13 protein-coding genes and 1 tRNA gene are annotated in these 16,281 nt (G+C 70.9%); 12 read left to right on the forward strand and 2 right to left on the reverse strand.

The window, feature by feature from the left end:
• The first annotated feature begins 1 nt into the window (after window position 1).
• From ACIBO8_RS06025 to ACIBO8_RS06070, 10 genes are all read left to right on the forward strand, one after another.
• Window positions 2-754 carry an ABC transporter permease gene (locus ACIBO8_RS06025; protein ID WP_396114014.1) on the forward strand — a complete coding sequence of 251 codons (753 nt, stop codon included), beginning with the start codon at window positions 2-4 and terminating at the stop codon, window positions 752-754.
• Between the two features lie 81 nt (window positions 755-835).
• Window positions 836-1,645 carry an ABC transporter permease gene (locus ACIBO8_RS06030; protein ID WP_396114015.1) on the forward strand — a complete coding sequence of 270 codons (810 nt, stop codon included), beginning with the start codon at window positions 836-838 and terminating at the stop codon, window positions 1,643-1,645.
• A gap of 1,067 nt (window positions 1,646-2,712) precedes the next feature.
• Window positions 2,713-3,852, forward strand: coding sequence for a YihY/virulence factor BrkB family protein (locus ACIBO8_RS06035; protein ID WP_396114016.1), 1,140 nt, complete (start codon window positions 2,713-2,715; stop codon window positions 3,850-3,852).
• 360 nt (window positions 3,853-4,212) lie between these two features.
• Entirely contained in the window at window positions 4,213-5,391 is a 1,179-nt protein-coding gene (locus ACIBO8_RS06040; protein ID WP_396114017.1) for an ROK family protein, read from the forward strand.
• The gene (locus ACIBO8_RS06045) at window positions 5,388-6,914 is read left to right on the forward strand and encodes a sugar ABC transporter ATP-binding protein (RefSeq protein WP_396114018.1); all 1,527 of its coding nucleotides are present in this window, start codon (window positions 5,388-5,390) and stop codon (window positions 6,912-6,914) included. The genes ACIBO8_RS06040 and ACIBO8_RS06045 overlap by 4 nt, the downstream gene beginning before the upstream one ends.
• Window positions 6,911-7,981, forward strand: a complete 1,071-nt coding sequence (locus ACIBO8_RS06050; RefSeq protein ID WP_396114019.1) for an ABC transporter permease — start codon at window positions 6,911-6,913, stop codon at window positions 7,979-7,981. The genes ACIBO8_RS06045 and ACIBO8_RS06050 overlap by 4 nt, the downstream gene beginning before the upstream one ends.
• Window positions 7,982-8,044: 63 nt before the next feature.
• The gene (locus ACIBO8_RS06055) at window positions 8,045-9,085 is read left to right on the forward strand and encodes a substrate-binding domain-containing protein (protein WP_396114020.1); all 1,041 of its coding nucleotides are present in this window, start codon (window positions 8,045-8,047) and stop codon (window positions 9,083-9,085) included.
• Between the two features lie 18 nt (window positions 9,086-9,103).
• The gene (locus ACIBO8_RS06060; RefSeq protein ID WP_396114021.1) at window positions 9,104-10,291 is read left to right on the forward strand and encodes a Gfo/Idh/MocA family protein; all 1,188 of its coding nucleotides are present in this window, start codon (window positions 9,104-9,106) and stop codon (window positions 10,289-10,291) included.
• Between the two features lie 1,307 nt (window positions 10,292-11,598).
• The gene (locus tag ACIBO8_RS06065; RefSeq protein WP_396114022.1) at window positions 11,599-12,669 is read left to right on the forward strand and encodes a sugar phosphate isomerase/epimerase family protein; all 1,071 of its coding nucleotides are present in this window, start codon (window positions 11,599-11,601) and stop codon (window positions 12,667-12,669) included.
• A 167-nt stretch (window positions 12,670-12,836) separates the two neighbouring features.
• Window positions 12,837-13,844: a sugar phosphate isomerase/epimerase family protein gene (locus ACIBO8_RS06070; protein ID WP_396114023.1), complete on the forward strand. Its 1,008-nt coding sequence runs from the start codon at window positions 12,837-12,839 to the stop codon at window positions 13,842-13,844.
• A gap of 57 nt (window positions 13,845-13,901) precedes the next feature.
• On the opposite strand, the gene ACIBO8_RS06075 is transcribed toward ACIBO8_RS06070, so the two are convergent.
• Window positions 13,902-14,210, reverse strand: coding sequence for a hypothetical protein (locus ACIBO8_RS06075; protein ID WP_396114024.1), 309 nt, complete (start codon window positions 14,208-14,210; stop codon window positions 13,902-13,904).
• A 206-nt stretch (window positions 14,211-14,416) separates the two neighbouring features.
• Between ACIBO8_RS06075 and ACIBO8_RS06080 the strand changes: the two genes are divergently transcribed.
• Together ACIBO8_RS06080 and ACIBO8_RS06085 are read left to right on the forward strand one after the other, a co-directional pair.
• Window positions 14,417-14,489: transfer RNA gene (locus ACIBO8_RS06080), tRNA-Asn, on the forward strand.
• A gap of 154 nt (window positions 14,490-14,643) precedes the next feature.
• The gene (locus ACIBO8_RS06085; protein ID WP_396114025.1) at window positions 14,644-15,540 is read left to right on the forward strand and encodes a hypothetical protein; all 897 of its coding nucleotides are present in this window, start codon (window positions 14,644-14,646) and stop codon (window positions 15,538-15,540) included.
• Here ACIBO8_RS06085 and ACIBO8_RS06090 read toward each other — a convergent pair.
• Window positions 15,516-16,202 (reverse strand): response regulator transcription factor, encoded by a 687-nt coding sequence (locus ACIBO8_RS06090; RefSeq protein WP_396114026.1) that lies wholly within the window; start codon window positions 16,200-16,202, stop codon window positions 15,516-15,518. The two genes, ACIBO8_RS06085 and ACIBO8_RS06090, sit on opposite strands and share 25 nt — an antisense overlap.
• Window positions 16,203-16,281 lie beyond the last annotated feature (79 nt).

The raw sequence follows: 16,281 nt of genomic DNA on the forward strand, positions 1-16,281 counted from the left end.
CATGACCTGGTACGTCCTCGAATACCACCTGGTCAGCTACCGCCGCATCTGGCGCTCCAGCGTCCTGTCGTCCTTCGTGCTGCCCCTGCTCACCATGCTCGGCTTCGGGGTGGGCGTCGGGGCGTACGTGACCGGCGGCGTCGACGGCGTGCCGTACCTGGACTGGATGGTGCCGGGCCTGATCGCCTCGACCGCCATGCAGATCGCCATCGGCGACTCGACCTGGCCCGTCCTCGGCAGCTTCGAATGGCAGCGCACCTACTACGGCCAGGCCGCGGCGCCCCTGCGCGTCGCCGACATCCTCGACGGCCACCTGCTGTTCATCGTCTTCCGCACCCTCACCAGCTGCACGGCCTTCCTGCTGATCGCGACGGCCTTCGGCACGATGCACTCGTGGTGGGCCCTGGCCACCCTGCCGATCGCCGCATCGGTAGGACTCGCCGTGGCCACGCCGACGTTCGCCTACGCGGCGGCCATCCGCAGCGACAGCTACCTCGCCATCCTGTTCCGCCTCGGCGTGATCCCCATGTCCCTGTTCTCCGGGGTGTTCTTCCCGGTCGAGTCCCTGCCGGGGGCGCTCCGCTGGCTCGCGTACGCCTCCCCGCTCTGGCACGGTGTCGACCTGAGCCGGGCCGCGACGCTGGGCAGGGCGCCGACCTGGTCCCTCCCCGGCCACCTGCTGTACCTGGCCCTGTGGGCAACAGCGGGCTGGTACCTGGCACACCGCCAGTTCCGCCGCAGGCTGGTGGTCTGACGTGCGCCGCCCGCCACCGGCCCGGCTCGTCCTCCGCTGTTCGCGCGACCACCCGGCCTCCGGCCCGCTGAGGAGTACATCGTGGTGACCCTGGTCCTGCCGCGGCTCGTGTCCTTCGAGGGCGCGGGCCGCCGCTCGGCGTCCGTCGTCGAACGCAACGCCGCCACCCTGCGCAGCGCGTACTGGCTGGTCATGGCCTCGGGCCTGCTCGAGCCGGTGCTCTACCTGTTCTCCATCGGCGTCGGCGTCGGCACCCTCGTCGGCGACCTCACCCTTCCCGACGGCCGGGTCGTCACGTACGCCGCATTCGTGGCTCCGGCGATGCTCGCCTCATCGGCCATGGCCGGAGCGCTGTCCGAGACCACCTTCAACTTCTTCGGCAAGATGAAGTTCATGAAGCTGTACGACGGGATGCTCGCCACCCCCGTACGGCCCATCGAAATCGCCCTGGGCGAACTGGCCTGGGCCATGATCCGCGGCAACATCTACGCGGCCGCCTTCCTGATCCTGATGGTCTTCATGGACCTGACCACCCCGGCCCGAGCCCTGGCCGCCCTGGCCGGCGCCATCCTCGTCGGCTTCGCCTTCGGCGCCGCAGGCATGGCCCTGTCCACCTACATGCGCAGCTGGCAGGACTTCGACCTGGTGGCATCGGCCCAATTCGCCCTCTTCCTGTTCTCGGGCACCTTCGTCCCGGCCGAGGCCTACCCGTCCGCCCTCCGCTGGCTGGTCGAGGCGACGCCGCTGTACCGCTCGGTCGACCTGATCCGCGCCATCACCACCGGCGGAGTGGGCCGCCTCCAACTTCTCGACATCGCGTACCTGCTGGTGGTGGTCACCATCGGCCTGATCGTGGCGGGACGCCGCATGGAAAAACTGCTCTGCAAATAACCCCGCCGAGTCCTGCGGCGCCCCGGTTCACGGCGCACAGCTGCAGCGCGCGTCGGCGGAGCTCGCGGTGCTGGAGCTTGCGGTGGCGGCGCTGGCGGTGCCGGAGCTAGCGGCCGCCCCGCCATGCCCGCAGCCTGGTGGCCAGGGCTCGCGTGCCCCGGCTCAATCCCACCTACGCCTGGGAGCCCGGCCCGAACCCGCTGCCATGGCCTGTCGCGCAGCCGCGGTCGGTGGGGCACTCCGCCGCTCGGGCCCGTTGCGCCATCAGTCGCTCATCACCGCCGGGCCGTCGGCCCGCCGCTGGGTCGTTCGCCGGCCGCTGGGTCGTTCGCCGGCCGCTGGGTCGTCCGCCGGCGCTGGGCCGTCGAACGGCCGCTGGTCGATCCGCGGCCCGGTGACCGTCCGCCGCCTCGCGGACTGCCACCGTCGCTGGTCTGCCGGGGCGTGGTGGGCTGCGGCAGTCGCTGGTCTGTCGGGGGTGTGGTGGGCTGCGGCAGTCGCTGGGCCGTCCTCGGCCGTCGCTGGGCCGTCGCTGGGCCGTCCTCGGCCGTCGCTGGGCCGTCGCTGGGCCGTCCTCGGCCGTCGCTGGGCCGTCGCTGGGCCGTCGCTGGGCAGTCGCTGGGCTGTCGCTGGGCTGTCGCTGGGCCGTCGGGGTCCGTCGGGGTCCGTTGGGCGGCCACCACCGTGGAGCTGTCCGGGGCCCGTTGCGCTGCCGCCACTGGGCTGTCCGCGGCCTGCCGCCTCAGAGGGCCGCCCCCACTCCCTCACTCACAGCCACCTGGCGCCCTGCCGCGCCAACACCGCCCCCCGGTTTCCGTCCCGGCCGTTCCGCCAGCCGTAGCCCACCGCGCCCCGTCTCCCCACCGAAGCGCGAGCCCGTTCCGGCTCAGCCCTCACCCCGCCCCCACCTGGATCTCCGCTGAACGCAAGCTGGGGTGAAGGGGTTAAACCAGCAGGATGGCGGGCATCACCCGGTCAGGTCGCGATTCGCCGACCGGCGGGAGGCACCCGGCCGGCGCGGAACGCGGTAACTACACGACGCGTAGCGCCCTGGAGGTATCCCCGCGATGAGACTTCTTCGCAAGGCCGAGGAAACGTCGCACGACCACGGCCACGACAAGACCGCTGCTGACGCTCACGCCGCGGGGGCGCGGGACGCCCGGGACCGCGACAGCAAGGGCCTCGACATCGATGCCGCCGCGACGTCGCGGACTGCCGATGACCGCGATGACGATCTGTCCGCGCCGGCCCCCGATGCCGGGCCCGACAGTCCCGCCCAGCTGAAGGGTAAGGGGATTCTCGGGGCGCTGAAGCGGACCTTCAAGCAGTTCTCTCAGGACAACGTCTCCGACTGGGCGGCCGCTCTCACCTACTACGGGGTGCTGTCGATCTTCCCCGGGGTGCTGGTCCTCGTGTCCGTGCTCGGCATGCTCAGCAACAACGGGCAGGAGACCGTGCAGGAGACCGTCAAGCAGGTGGCGCCCGGTCAGATCCAGAACCTGGTCAACCAGGTGCTGACGCAGGTGCAGGACCCGGGCAAGGCGGGTCTCGCCGCGGTCATCGGTATCGTGGCCGCCTTCTGGTCCGCCTCCGGATACATCGGCGCTTTCATGCGCGCCTCGAACGCCATCTACGACGTGCCCGAGGGCCGGCCGGTGTGGAAGACGATCCCGATCCGCCTCGGGGTCACCGCGGTCATCGGCATCATGCTCATCCTCTCGACCGTCATCGTCGTCTTCACCGGCGGGCTGGCCGAGGCGGTCGGCCGGCAGATCGGCCTCGGCGGGGGCTTCGTGACCGCCTGGAACATCGCCAAGTGGCCGGTCCTGATCGTCCTGGTCAGCCTGATGTTCGCGATCCTGTACTGGGCGTCGCCGAACGCCAAGACCGGCGGTTTCCGCTGGGTCAGCCCGGGTGGCATCTTCGCGGTGCTCGTGTGGGTCGCCGCCTCCGCCGCGTTCGCGATCTACCTGGCCAACTTCGCCAACTACAACAAGACGTACGGCACGCTCGGCGGTGTCATCGCCTTCCTGGTCTGGCTGTGGATCTCCAACATCGCGATCATGCTCGGCGCCGAACTGGACGCGGAGCTGGAGCGAGGGCGGGCCATCGCGGCCGGCCACTCGCCCGACGACGAGCCGTTCCTGCAGCTGCGTGACGACCGCAAGCTCAAGAAGGGCAGCGAGAAGGGCCTCAGCACAAGCTGACCCGACGCCATCCTTGACGGCCGCGCACCCCGCGAACGGGTGTGCGGCCGTCGCGCGTGGGACCGACGGCTGCGGACTCACGAAGGGTGGTCGGCAGTCGCGCGTGGGACCGACGGCTGCGGACTCACGAAGGGTGGTCGGCAGTCGCGCGTGGATCGAGTGCGCGACCGTCGGCCGCGCACTCGTCGGCCATCGCTCGGAAGACGGAGGTGTGACGCCGTCCAACGGTCACTTTTGAATCTCAGAACAAAAGTTTGTGGTGATCAACGAGAAGGTATGGACTAGCGCGCCGGAAGGGCCCTAGTGTGACGGGCGTGACACCGTACGTTTGCGGCGGTGTGAACGGCCCGGAGGTTGCCCGTGCATGTCGTCGACGCCCCCCACCTGCGCCTGCTCCGCCTGTTGCGGGACGAGGGACCCATCTCCCGCGCCGAGCTCGGTGACCGGCTCGATCTCACCCGGCCCCGCCTGCTCGCCGAGGTCGAGCGACTGGTTGCCGCCGGGTACATCGCGGAGGCCGGGATGGCCGCTTCGCGGGGTGGCCGCCGTTCCACTCTGGTCGAGCTGCACCCGCGATTGCGATTCGCCGCCGTCGATCTCGGCGCGAGTTCCATCGACATCGAGGTCACCAACGGCCGGCTCGAGCCCGTCGCGGCGTACCGGGAAAGCGCCGACATCCGCAGCGGGCCGAAGGTGATTCTGCATCGGGTCAACGAACTGCTGGCCAAGGCGCGCAGCGACGGGGCCTACGAGCGGCTGGATGCCGTCGGCATCGGCGTTCCCGGGCCGGTCAGCTTCCGGGACGGCGTGCCGGTGTCGCCGCCGATCATGCCGGGCTGGGACCGCTATCCGGTGCGGGAGCTGCTCGCCCGCGAGCACGGGTGCCCGGCCGTCGTGGACAACGACGTCAACATCATGGCGATCGGGGAGCGGCACGGCGGGGTCGCTCACTCGGTCGACGACTTCCTCTTCGTCAAGATCGGTACGGGCATCGGCTGCGGCATCCACCTGGGCGGGGACGTCTACCGGGGCGTGGACGGCTGCGCCGGCGACATCGGGCACATCCAGGTCGACGCGCACGGTCCGATGTGCTCGTGCGGCAACGCCGGCTGCCTGGAGGCGTTGTTCAGCGGTGCCGCCCTGGCCCGGGACGCGCTCGCCGCCGCCCGCAGCGGGGAGTCGCCGGCGCTGGCCGAGCGGCTCGCCTCGAACGGCGAGCTCGGAGCGCGGGACGTCGCCGACGGGGCCGCCGAGGGGGACGTCACCTGCATCCGCCTCATCCGTGACGGCGGACGCAGGGTCGGGGCCACCCTCGCCACGCTGGTCAGCTTCGCGAACCCGTCGATGATCGTCATCGGGGGCGGGCTCGCGCAGCTGGGCCACATCCTGCTGGCCGAGATCCGCAGCGTCGTCTACCGGCGGTCGTTGCCGCTGGCGACCGGCAACCTGCCGGTGGTGCTCAGCGAGCTGGGCGCCCGCGCGGGCGTCACCGGTGCCGCGGTCCTCGCCAGCGACACCGCCTTCGAGCAGGCATCATGACCGCCCCCGAGGAGCACGAGGTCGTCCTCAGGCTGGAGGGCGTCGTCAAGACCTTCCCGGGTGTACGCGCCCTCGACGGCGTCGAGCTGGAGGTCCGCGCCGGCGAGGTGCACTGCCTCCTCGGCCAGAACGGGGCCGGCAAGTCCACACTCATCAAGATCCTCGCGGGGGTGCATCATGCCGACGAGGGCAGCATCTCCTGGCTGGGCGAGCCCTTCGCCCCGGCGACCCCGCAGGCCGCGATGCGCGCCGGCATCGCCACGATCTACCAGGAGCTCGACCTCGTCGACGACCTGTCGGTGGCCGAGAACGCGTTCCTCGGTCACGAGGAGAGCCGGGGCGGCTTCCTGCGGCGGCGCTCGACGTCCGCCCGTACCCGGGAGATCCTGGCCCGGCTCGGGCACCCGCAGATCCCGCCCCGCCGCCTGGTCCGCTCGCTGCCCGCGGCGGGCAAGCAGATCGTCAGCATGGCCCGTGCCCTGTCGCACGACGCCAAGCTGATCGTCATGGACGAGCCCAGCGCCGTGCTCGCCCATGACGAGGTGGAGAACCTGTTCCGGATCATCCGGGAGCTGACCTCGCACGGCATCGCGGTCATCTACATCTCGCACCGGCTGGAGGAGATCCGCGACATCGGCGACCGGGTCACCGTCCTCAAGGACGGCCGGACCACCGCCGCGAACCTGCCGGCGCGCGACACGCCGACCCGGGAGCTGGTCAGCCGGATGACCGGCCGCACGATCGAGTACGTGTTCCCGCCACGCGTCGGCGCCGCGGAGGGCAAGCCCCTGCTGGAGGTGGAGGGCCTCACGCGGGAGGGCGAGTTCGCCGACGCGTCGCTGACCGTACGGGCGGGGGAGATCGTCGGCATCGCGGGCCTCGTGGGCTCGGGCCGTTCCGAGCTGCTGGAAACCATCTTCGGCGCCCGCCGGGCGGACGCGGGGACGGTCAAGGTCGACGGCAAGGTGGTCCGCAGCATCGGCGCCGCGGTCCGCCACGGCGTCGGCATGGCCCCGGAGGAGCGCAAGAGTCAGGCCCTGCTGCTGGACGAGCCGATCTACCGCAACATGACGCTCTCCTCGTTCTCGGGCTACTCCCGTGCCGGCTTCACCGCCGCCGGCAAGGAGAGGGCCGCGGCGATGCGTACGGCGGACCAGCTGGAGCTGCGGCCCCGCGACGTCAACCGTCCCGTACGCACGCTCTCCGGCGGCAACCAGCAGAAGGTCGTGGTCGGCCGCTGGCTGCTGGACCGGACGCGACTGCTCCTGCTCGACGAGCCGACCCGGGGGGTGGACGTCGGCGCGCGGGCGGAGCTCTACCAGGTCATCCACGATCTCGCGGCCGGCGGTGTGGGGGTGTTGCTGGTCTCCAGCGAGGTGCCCGAGGTGCTCGGCCTCGCCGACCGCGTCCTGGTCATGCGCGAGGGCCACCTGATCCACGAGGCACCCGCGGACGAGATCGACGAAGCCACCGTATTGGACCTCGTCATGGCGGGGTCTCTCATGGAGGGAGAACCGGCGTGACGGATCAGAGCACGAAACCCGGCGTGCCGGCGCAGTCCCCGCCGGTCGAGCCGAAGAGCACCCCGCCGCAGAAACCAAGCTGGTGGAAGAGCGACGGCGCTGAGCCCGTACGCCGCAACATCGGCCTGGTCGGCGTCCTCGTCGTCCTGGTGATCATCGGCATCGTCACCCGGCCCGAGCTGTACGGCGACGCGAGCTGGGTCACCGGCAACGTCTGGACGATCCTGCAGCAGGCGTCCGCGATCGGCGTCGTCACCGTCGGCATGACGTTCGTCATCATCGGCGGCGGCATCGACCTCTCCGTCGGCGCCATCGTCGCGGTGGCCGGCGTCTGGTCCACCACGCTCGCCACCCAGTCCTACGGGACCGGCGGCATGATCTTCACCGCGATCGTCGTCGGCGTGGTCGTGGGGCTGATCAACGGGGTGCTCATCTCGTACGGAAAACTCGTGCCCTTCATCGCCACGCTCGCGATGATGGTCGCGGCGCGCGGGCTGGCCGCCCAGATCTCCGGCAAGCAGACGCAGGTCTCGTCGAACACGACCATCAACGACATCGCCAGCACGAAGATCCTCGGCATCCCGATGCTGGTCATCATCCTCGCGGTGGTGGTCGCGGCGGGGTGGGTCCTGCTCAACCGCACCACCTTCGGCCGGCGCACCGTCGCCGTCGGCGGCAACGTGGAGGCGGCCCGGCTGGCCGGCATCAACGTGCGGCTGCACACCGTGCTGCTGTACGCCCTCTCCGGACTCTGCTGCGGCATCGCGGCCATCATGCTCACCTCGCAGGCGACCAGCGCGCAGGCCGCGATGGCGAACCTCTACGAGCTGGACGCGATCGCCGCGGCGATCATCGGTGGCACGCTGCTCAGCGGCGGCCGCGGCACCATCGTCGGCGCCCTGTTCGGGGTGCTGGTCTTCTCCACCATCACCAACCTCTTCGCGATCAACAACCTCTCCACCGAGGTCCAGAACATGGTCAAGGGCGGCATCATCGTCGCCGCCGTGCTGGTCCAGCAGTTCCGCTACCGCTCCCTCAGCCAGTTGCTCGGGCGCAAGCCCGCTTAACCCCGCCCCCACCCCCTCACCGGCGACCGGCGACGGCCGCCCGGTCACCCCTGGGAGAAAACGATGAACGATCTGTCCCGTCGTCGCATCCTCTTCGGCGGCGCCGCCGTGGGCGCCGGCGCCCTGCTCACCGCGTGCACCAGCAACACCCCGAGCGAGAACACCCAGATCAACGCCAACTCGGGCAACAACAAGAACGCCGAGCCGGGTCAGAAGGTCGTCATCGGCTTCTCCGCGCCGGCCGCCGACCACGGCTGGGTCGCCGCCATCACCAACAACGCCAAGGCGCAGGCCGCCGCGTACCAGGATGTGGAGCTTCGCAGCGTGGAGGCCGGCGCCGACGCGGCCGCCCAGCGCGCCGCACTGTCCACCCTGATCTCCCAGAAGCCGAACGTGATCGTGCTGCTGCCGCACGACGGCAAGGAGCTCAACGCGGTGGGGCTGCAGGCCATGCGCGCCGGCATCCCGGTGGTCAATCTGGACCGGGCGTTCCCCGACCGCGGCGCCTACCGCCTGCAGATCAAGGGCGACAACTTCGGCATGGGCCTGGCCGCCGGCGCGTACATCGGCGAGCAGATGAAGGCGAAGGGGATCGCCAACCCGGTCATCGGCGAGATCCCGGGCATCGACTCGCTCGAGCTCACCCAGGAGCGCACCCGGGGCTTCAACGAGGCCCTGGCCGGGTACGGCTTCAAGGTCGCCAACCGCCGCCCCGCCGAGTTCACCGCCGACACCGGCCAGCGCGCCGCCACCGAGCTCCTGCAGGCGCTGCCGAAGATCGACGCGCTCTGGAACCACGACGACGACCAGGGCATCGGCGTGCTCGCCGCCATCAACCAGGCGAACCGCAAGGAGTTCCTCATGGTCGGGGGCGCCGGTTCCAAGGCCGCGATCCAGGCCATCCAGGCGGACAACAGCCCGCTCAAGGCGACCGTCACGTACAGCCCGTCGATGGCGTCCTCCGCGATCTCCCTGGCCCGCCTGATCGGGCAGGGCAAGGGCATGGCCGACCTGGTGGAGCTGCAGGTGCCCAAGGAGATCACGCTCGCCTCCGAAACGATCACCAAAGAGAACGCGGCTCAGTACAGCAAGCTCGGTTTCTGACGATCACGAACGGAGAGCATGATGGGGCAGCTGCGGGTCGGCATGGTCGGTTACGCGTTCATGGGCGCCGCGCACTCTCAGGCCTGGCGCACCGTCAACCACGCGTTCGAGCTGCCGCTGTCGGCGCGGATGTCCGTGGTCTGCGGCCGCGACGAGACCAAGGTCGCGGCCGCGGCCGCCAAGCTCGGCTGGGAGTCGCACGCGACGGACTGGCGGCAGGTCGTCACCGCGGACGACGTCGACCTGGTGGACATCTGCACCCCCGGCGACACCCACGCCGAGATCGCCCTGGCAGCGCTCGCCGCGGGCAAGCACGTCCTCTGCGAGAAACCCCTGGCCAACTCGGTGGCCGAGGCCCGGCAGATGGCCGAGGCGGCGGCCGCCGCGCAGGCCAAGGGGATACGCACGATGTGCGGCTTCAACTACCGCCGGGTGCCCGCCGTCGCCCTGATGCGCCGGCTGGTGGCGGAAGGCCGCATCGGCACGATCCGCCACGTCCGCGCGGTGTACCTTCAGGACTGGATCGTCGACCCGGAATTCCCGCTGGTCTGGCGGCTGCGCAAGGACGTCGCCGGCTCGGGCGCCCTGGGCGACATCGGCGCGCACATCGTGGACCTCACCCAGTACGTGACGGGCCAGCAGATCACCGGCGTCAGTGCCCTGACGGAAACCTTCGTCCGCGAGCGGCCGCTGCCCACCCAGGCATCCGGCCTCTCGGCGGCCGGCAACGGCCACGCCGGCTCGGGCCAGGTCACCGTGGACGACGCCGCCCTCTTCCTGGCCCGGCTCGACGGGGGAGCGGTCGCCACGTACGAGGCGACCCGCTTCGCCACCGGACGCAAGAACGGCCTGCGGATCGAACTCAACGGCTCCCGAGGCTCGGTGGCGTTCGACTTCGAGCGGATGAACGAACTCGAGTTCTACGACGCCACGCTGCCCACCAGCGAACAGGGCTTCAGCCGCATCCTGGTGACCGAGCCGGACCACCCGTACATGTCGGCGTGGTGGCCCGCCGGCCATCCGATCGGCTACGAGCACACCTTCACCCACGAGGTCCACGACCTCATCGCGGCGATCGCGGCCGGCGACAACCCGGCACCGTCCTTCGCGGACGCCCTGCAGGTCCAGCTGGTCCTCGACGCGGTCGAACGCTCGGCGGCCACGTCCGCCTGGGTCCCCGTGGAGGCCGCCCTCGCCACTGTCTAGATCGCCACGCCGCATCGCGAGGAAGGCCCGGTTGCGCCCCGGGCCTGCGGGCGCGGGGTGGAGCGGCTGTCCGGCATGGATCGACGGGTTCCCGATCGTCTGCCGGACAGCCCGAAAACCGTTTCACATGTACGGACACCGCACAGTCACGTGGCACACCCCCCAGGCAGTGCCGTCCCGACCCCCTCACGCCGCCATCCGGCCGGATCGGGGGACCGGGCCGCGAGCGCCCGCCGGCTGGGCCGCGTCGTCGCGGGCTGGGCCGCGTCGTCGGGAGCTGGGCCGCGTCGTCGCGGGCTGGGCCGCGTTGTCGGGAGCTGGGCCGCGTCGCCGCCGGTTGGCCGCTTCGCCGTCCCGGGCTGGCCACGGCGTCGTCCCGGTCGTGGCACCGTCCCGGTCGTGGCACCGTCCCGGTCGTGGCACCGTCCCGGTCGTGGCACCGTCCCGGTCGTGGCACCGTCCCGGTCATGTCGGTGCCACCGGTCCCGACCGCGTCGGCGTCCTGGCTGCCTCCGCTCGCGCGCCGCGTCTCACGATCGTGCGGCCGTTCCGGCCGTTCCGGCCGTGCCGCGGTGCTGTCCGCCTCGTCGGCGGTGTCGCTGCCGCCTGGCGCGCGGCGTGTCTTGGGGTGGTGCCGCGGTGCTGTCCATCCCTTTGCGGTGTCGCTGCCGCCCCGGCCCGCCGCCTGCTAGTGGTGGCGCCCTGCCGCCGTCCTGGCCTCCCGTTCCCAGTGGCCCCCGCCGCCCGGCCCGCCAAGTCGCCATTCGGCCGTAGATCCGCCGTCCGGCCGCCGTCCGGTCCGGCCCCTTGCTGTCCGAGCTGGACGGCATCGGCAACCCCAGCCCGCCCGGCCTCCAGCCCGTCCCCGGCCCCTTCGCCGCCGCCGGTGAGCATTCGCCGCGTGCATCTGCACTGGGGCCATTCGCACGTGTCGCTGTCCGGTGCGTGTCCGAGTGTGCATTTGATGCACAGATAGCGCTCTCCTGACCCGGCCGCCCATCTGGCTCTTCGGGAGCTCCGGGCCAGCTCACCGAGGGTAATGACATCGCTGTCTGTCGATCAAGCTGACCTATGTGGATCATGTTCGCCCCGGTCACGGCGTCGCACGGCGAGTGCGCCGCTGATCCGGGTGCCGGTTGAGGCTCGTATCCGAGGGCAGACAACCCCACGGATGGAGGCGTCATGGCATCCCGTCGGTCCGCCACGACGGCAGCGGTGACCCGCGGCCGGATGATCCATACTGGAGCGCGCACGAACCGATGCACGTGCGAATGCACCGGTGACGCCTCGCTCCAGGAGGGATTCTGATGCGTCTGCGCCACCATTCGGGCCGGGTCGTCCACCTGAGCCATGGCACCGACCTGCGGCCGGCGCGGGATCTCCCGGCCGTGATCGAGCAGGTCGATGCGTACGCCGCCGCCGTGCGGGCCCGGCGGGACGTCGACACGCTCGGGTTGAGCCTCTGGCTCCCGCCCGCTCTCGCCGGCGCCCTGGCGATCGACGCGCGCTCCCGTACCCGGCTTCGTGCCGAGCTCGACGCCCGCGGGCTCGAGGTCGTCACGTTGAGCGGAGTGCCCTACGCGCAGGGTGGCGACCAGGGCTCCGACGTGCCGGACTGGAGCTGCCCGGCCCGCCTCGAATACACGTTGGACCTGGCCCGCATCCTGGTCGACCTGCTGCCCGACGACGCGGTCCGGGGCGCGGTGACCACCACCGGCCTGGGCCGTCGCGACGACTGGGACGAGGCCCGGCAGAAGGCCTGCTCTCGCATCCTGGGCCGGCTCTCCGGCGGTCTGGCCGAGGTGGCCTGGCAGACCGGCCGGGCCGTACGCGTCGGCTTCCGGCCCGAGCCCGGCGCGGTGCTGGACGGCTCCGCGTCCGTGGCGGCGGCGTTCGCCCGGCTGGACAAGGACCGCCTCGGGATCTGCCTGGACCTGGCGCACCTGGCGTGTACGTGGGAGGACCCGGCCGCCTACCTCGACCGGCTGGCCGGCGCCGGCGTCGCGGTCATCCAGGCGCACGTCGCCGCCGCGGTGCAGGCCGACGACCCGCTCGCCGCCGCCGACACGTTGCGCGGGTACGTGACGGACGGCAACCCGCAGCCGGTCACCACCCCGGACGGCGGTTATGTGCCGGAGCTCGCCCAGGCGCTGCGGGAATTCCCGCCGGGGCCGTGGCGGGTGCTTCACCCCGTACCGGTGGGATCGGAGCCGCCCGCGCCGCTGAGCGCGACCACCGAGATCTGGCGGACGGCGCTGCGGCAGCTGATGGGGGGCGAGCTGCCCGGGACCGAGCATCTGGACGTCGAGTGGCGCAGCGCCGTCGACCTTGGGGAGCTGGGGCTCTCTCCTCCCCAGGAGGCCCGTCTCCCTTGTTGAGAGGCGCGCGCACACCTAGAGTTCAACCTGGCACCTCCCGGTGAGGGTGGGCCGGCCGGGAGGCGCAGACCCGGCCGGTCGCGACGCCCGCCGGCTCCGTGCCGCCGCCGGTCCTCCTCGCGCCGGCCCGGAACCCTCTTCGTCACGCTTGCGAACAGGGAGATGACATGGCGCGACCCATCACGCTCTTCACCGGCCAGTGGGCCGACCTGCCGTTCGAGGAGGTCTGCCGGCTCGCCTCCGAGTGGGGGTACGACGGCCTCGAGATCGCCTGCTGGGGCGACCACTTCGAGGTGGACCGCGCGCTCGCCGAGGACGACTACGTCGACCGCAAGCGCGAGCAGCTGGCCAAGCACAACCTGCGGGTCTTCGCGATCTCCAACCACCTGGTCGGCCAGGCGGTCTGCGACCACCCGATCGACGAGCGCCACCAGGACATCCTGCCGGCTTCGATCTGGGGCGACGGCGACCCTTCGGGGGTACGGGAACGCGCCGCGGAGCGGATGAAGGACACCGCGCGCGCCGCCGCCCGGCTCGGAGTGAAGACGGTGGTCGGCTTTACGGGCTCGTCGATCTGGCACACCGTGGCCATGTTCCCGCCCGTGCCGCCGGCCATGATCGAGCGCGGCTACCAGGACTTCGCCGACCGCTGGAACCCGATCCTGGACGTCTTCGACGAGGTCGGCGTCCGCTTCGCCCACGAGGTGCACCCGAGCGAGATCGCGTACGACTACTGGACCACCCGGCGCGCCCTCGACGCCATCGGCCACCGCCCGGCGTTCGGCCTCAACTGGGACCCGTCGCACTTCGTCTGGCAGGACCTGGATCCGGTGAACTTCATCCTCGAGTTCCAGGACCGGATCTACCACGTGGACTGCAAGGACGCGAAGGTCCGCACGGGCGACGGCCGCCGTGGCCGGATGTCGTCCCACCTGCCCTGGGCGGACCTGCGCCGCGGCTGGGACTTCGTCTCCACCGGCCACGGCGACGTGCCCTGGGAGGACTGCTTCCGCGCGCTGAACGCCATCGGCTACGACGGCCCGCTCTCGATCGAGTGGGAGGACGCCGGCATGGACCGCCTGGTCGGCGCGCCCGAGGCGCTCCGGTTCGTGCGCGGACTGGCGTTCGACGCGCCGTCGGCGGCCTTCGACGCCGCCTTCTCGTCCTCGTCCTGAGGTCCCCGACACGCAGAAAGCCCGGCCGCGAGGCCGGGCTCTCTGCTGGGGCGTGCGTCAGTACGTCGTGCCGGTGCTGTTCGCGCTCACGCTGGAGGTCGACAGGTCGTCGGAGCTCGACGACGAGGACGACGTGCTGGCGGAGTGCAGCTTCTCACCGAGCTTGGACTGGTTCAGCTTGTCCTTGCCCTCGGTGTAGAGCTTGTTCGCCTGAGCCTGGGCAACGCCGGCGGCCTCCTGGACCGTCGGGTGCTCCCACACCTTCTTGGCGTTGGCCGCGATCTCTTCGTACTTCTCCCGGCCGGCACGGCTGCCCAGGACGAAGCCCGCCGCGAGACCCGTGATGAACATGAGCTTTCCGCGCATGGCGGCTCCTTCCGTTCGATGACGCGCGTGCGTCTGATCCGGTGCATACCCATCCTGCCGCTCAGTCATTCCCCCCGCCGGAGTTTCCTGCCTGTTGCGGTCCTCCCGGGTGTGTCGGCCACCCCTGTCGGCGGCCGGGCTCCGGGTGTTGTATTGTTTCTCGGGTCGCCATGACAGCCCGCGAAAGCGGGGGTCAGACGCAGTATTCCCCTGTAGCTCAATTGGCAGAGCAGCCGGCTGTTAACCGGCAGGTTATTGGTTCGAGTCCAATCGGGGGAGCATCTTCCCGGGGCCGTCGGCCCCTTCTTCCCAGGCTCAAGGCCTATCTGCCCTTCGCGGGTCCGTCTCCCCTGCGCCAAGATCCACGGCTTCAGCGATCTCTCAGGACGTTTCGCCCACATTGAGGGCGACTTGTTCCCCTGATGAGAGGCGCATGATGACGCCGCACATGACCACCGAGGCCGACCTCGCCGGCACCGGCAAGTACGTGCTGAAGAAGCTGCCCGAGATCACCCTGGCCTTCTGGATCATGAAGATCGCCGCGACCACGCTCGGCGAGACCGCCGGTGACCTGTTCGCGCAGACCCTGAAGCTGGGCTACTTCCTCACCACGGTGGCGCTGCTGGCCGTCTTCGTCATCACCCTGGTCGTTCAGCTGCGGTCCCGCCGCTACAACCCGTTCTTCTACTGGACGGTGATCCTCGCGACCAGCATGGCTGGGACGACGCTGTCGGACTTCATGAACCGCGACGCCAGCGCCCGGTATCTCGCGCCGGGATCCGGGTCGCTCGGCTGGGGACCGCAGGGCCTCGGTCTGGGTTATCCGGTCGGCGCGGCGATTCTCGTCTCGCTGCTGATCGCCACCTTCGTCGTCTGGCGGCTGACCGGGCTCACGTTCGTCATCCGGGACATCACGACCCTGCGGGGCGAGGTGCTGTTCTGGACCGCGATCCTGATCTCGAACACGCTGGGCACGTCGATGGGGGACTTCCTCTCCGACAGCTCCGGCCTCGGGTACGCAGGTGGCGCGCTGCTGATCACGGCCCTGCTGATGGTGCTCCTGGCGCTGAAGTACGTTCCCGCCGTACCCAATGTGCTGATCTTCTGGATCGCGTTCGTGCTCACCCGGCCGCTCGGCGCCACCGCCGGTGATTTCCTCACCAAGCCCGTGGCGAAGGGCGGCCTGGCATTGGGTACGGTCGGCTCCTCGCTCGTCCTGCTGACCGTGCTGTTCGTGCTGATGGGCTGGTCGGCGCGGCAGGAGCGCAGCGGCTGGTCGGCGGGGCAGCAGCTCCGCGGGGACGTTCAGCCGTCGGCTGCCAGCCGGTAGCCCGCCCCGCGGACCGTCTCGATCGCCGACCGGCCGAACGGGTGGTCGATCTTCTTCCGCAGGTAGCCGATGTACACCTCGACGATGTTCGGATCGCCGTCGAAGTGCGCGTCCCAGACGTTCTCGATGATCGCCGTCTTGGTCACCGCGTGGCCGCGGTTGCGCAGGAGGAACTCCAGCAGCGCGAACTCGCGTGGCGTGACGGCGATCGTCGTGGTGCCGCGGGCGACCCGGCGCTCGGCCGGGTCGAGTGACAGGTCTCCGGCGTGCAGCACGGCCGGGCGCTCCGGGGCACCGCGGCGGATCAGTGCACGCAGGTGCGCGATCAGCACCACGAACGAGAACGGTTTGACCAGGTAGTCGTCGGCGCCGAGGTCGAGCGCGTCCGCTTCGTCGTACTCGCCGTCCTTGGCGGTCAGCATCAGCACCGGCGTCCAGATGCCCCGCCCGCGCAGCTGCCGGCAGACCTCGTACCCGCTGAGCTTGGGGAGCATGATGTCCAGCACGACCGCGTCGTACGCGCCGTGCGGCGTCTCGGTCGCGGTCCACAGCCCCTCGACGCCGTCGTGGGCCAGGTCGACGGTGAAGCCCTGCCGGCCCAGTCCGTCGCGGATCGTCTCCGCGAGCCCCACCTCGTCCTCGACCACGAGTACCCGTGTCATCCGGCTCCTTCCGCCGGGCTCCAGCGTGCCCCGGCGGCCCTGAGAATGCCCTGAAGAGCGGCTTTCAGCGCGTTTTCAG

It is taken from the genome of Actinoplanes sp. NPDC049681 (genome assembly GCF_044465265.1).
Classification (GTDB): Bacteria; Actinomycetota; Actinomycetes; order Mycobacteriales; family Micromonosporaceae; genus Actinoplanes.

Excerpts from the sequence above, each read along its gene's own strand:
- ACIBO8_RS06065 (WP_396114022.1), top strand. The coding sequence starts at position 11,599 with ATGCGTCTGCGCCACCATTCGGGCCGGGTCGTCCACCTGAGCCATGGC.
- ACIBO8_RS06035 (WP_396114016.1), top strand. The coding sequence starts at position 2,713 with ATGAGACTTCTTCGCAAGGCCGAGGAAACGTCGCACGACCACGGCCAC.
- ACIBO8_RS06060 (WP_396114021.1), top strand. The coding sequence starts at position 9,104 with ATGATGGGGCAGCTGCGGGTCGGCATGGTCGGTTACGCGTTCATGGGC.
- ACIBO8_RS06070 (WP_396114023.1), top strand. The coding sequence starts at position 12,837 with ATGGCGCGACCCATCACGCTCTTCACCGGCCAGTGGGCCGACCTGCCG.
- ACIBO8_RS06075 (WP_396114024.1), bottom strand. The coding sequence starts at position 14,210 with ATGCGCGGAAAGCTCATGTTCATCACGGGTCTCGCGGCGGGCTTCGTC.
- ACIBO8_RS06055 (WP_396114020.1), top strand. The coding sequence starts at position 8,045 with ATGAACGATCTGTCCCGTCGTCGCATCCTCTTCGGCGGCGCCGCCGTG.
- ACIBO8_RS06085 (WP_396114025.1), top strand. The coding sequence starts at position 14,644 with ATGATGACGCCGCACATGACCACCGAGGCCGACCTCGCCGGCACCGGC.
- ACIBO8_RS06025 (WP_396114014.1), top strand. The coding sequence starts at position 2 with ATGACCTGGTACGTCCTCGAATACCACCTGGTCAGCTACCGCCGCATC.
- ACIBO8_RS06090 (WP_396114026.1), bottom strand. The coding sequence starts at position 16,202 with ATGACACGGGTACTCGTGGTCGAGGACGAGGTGGGGCTCGCGGAGACG.
- ACIBO8_RS06045 (WP_396114018.1), top strand. The coding sequence starts at position 5,388 with ATGACCGCCCCCGAGGAGCACGAGGTCGTCCTCAGGCTGGAGGGCGTC.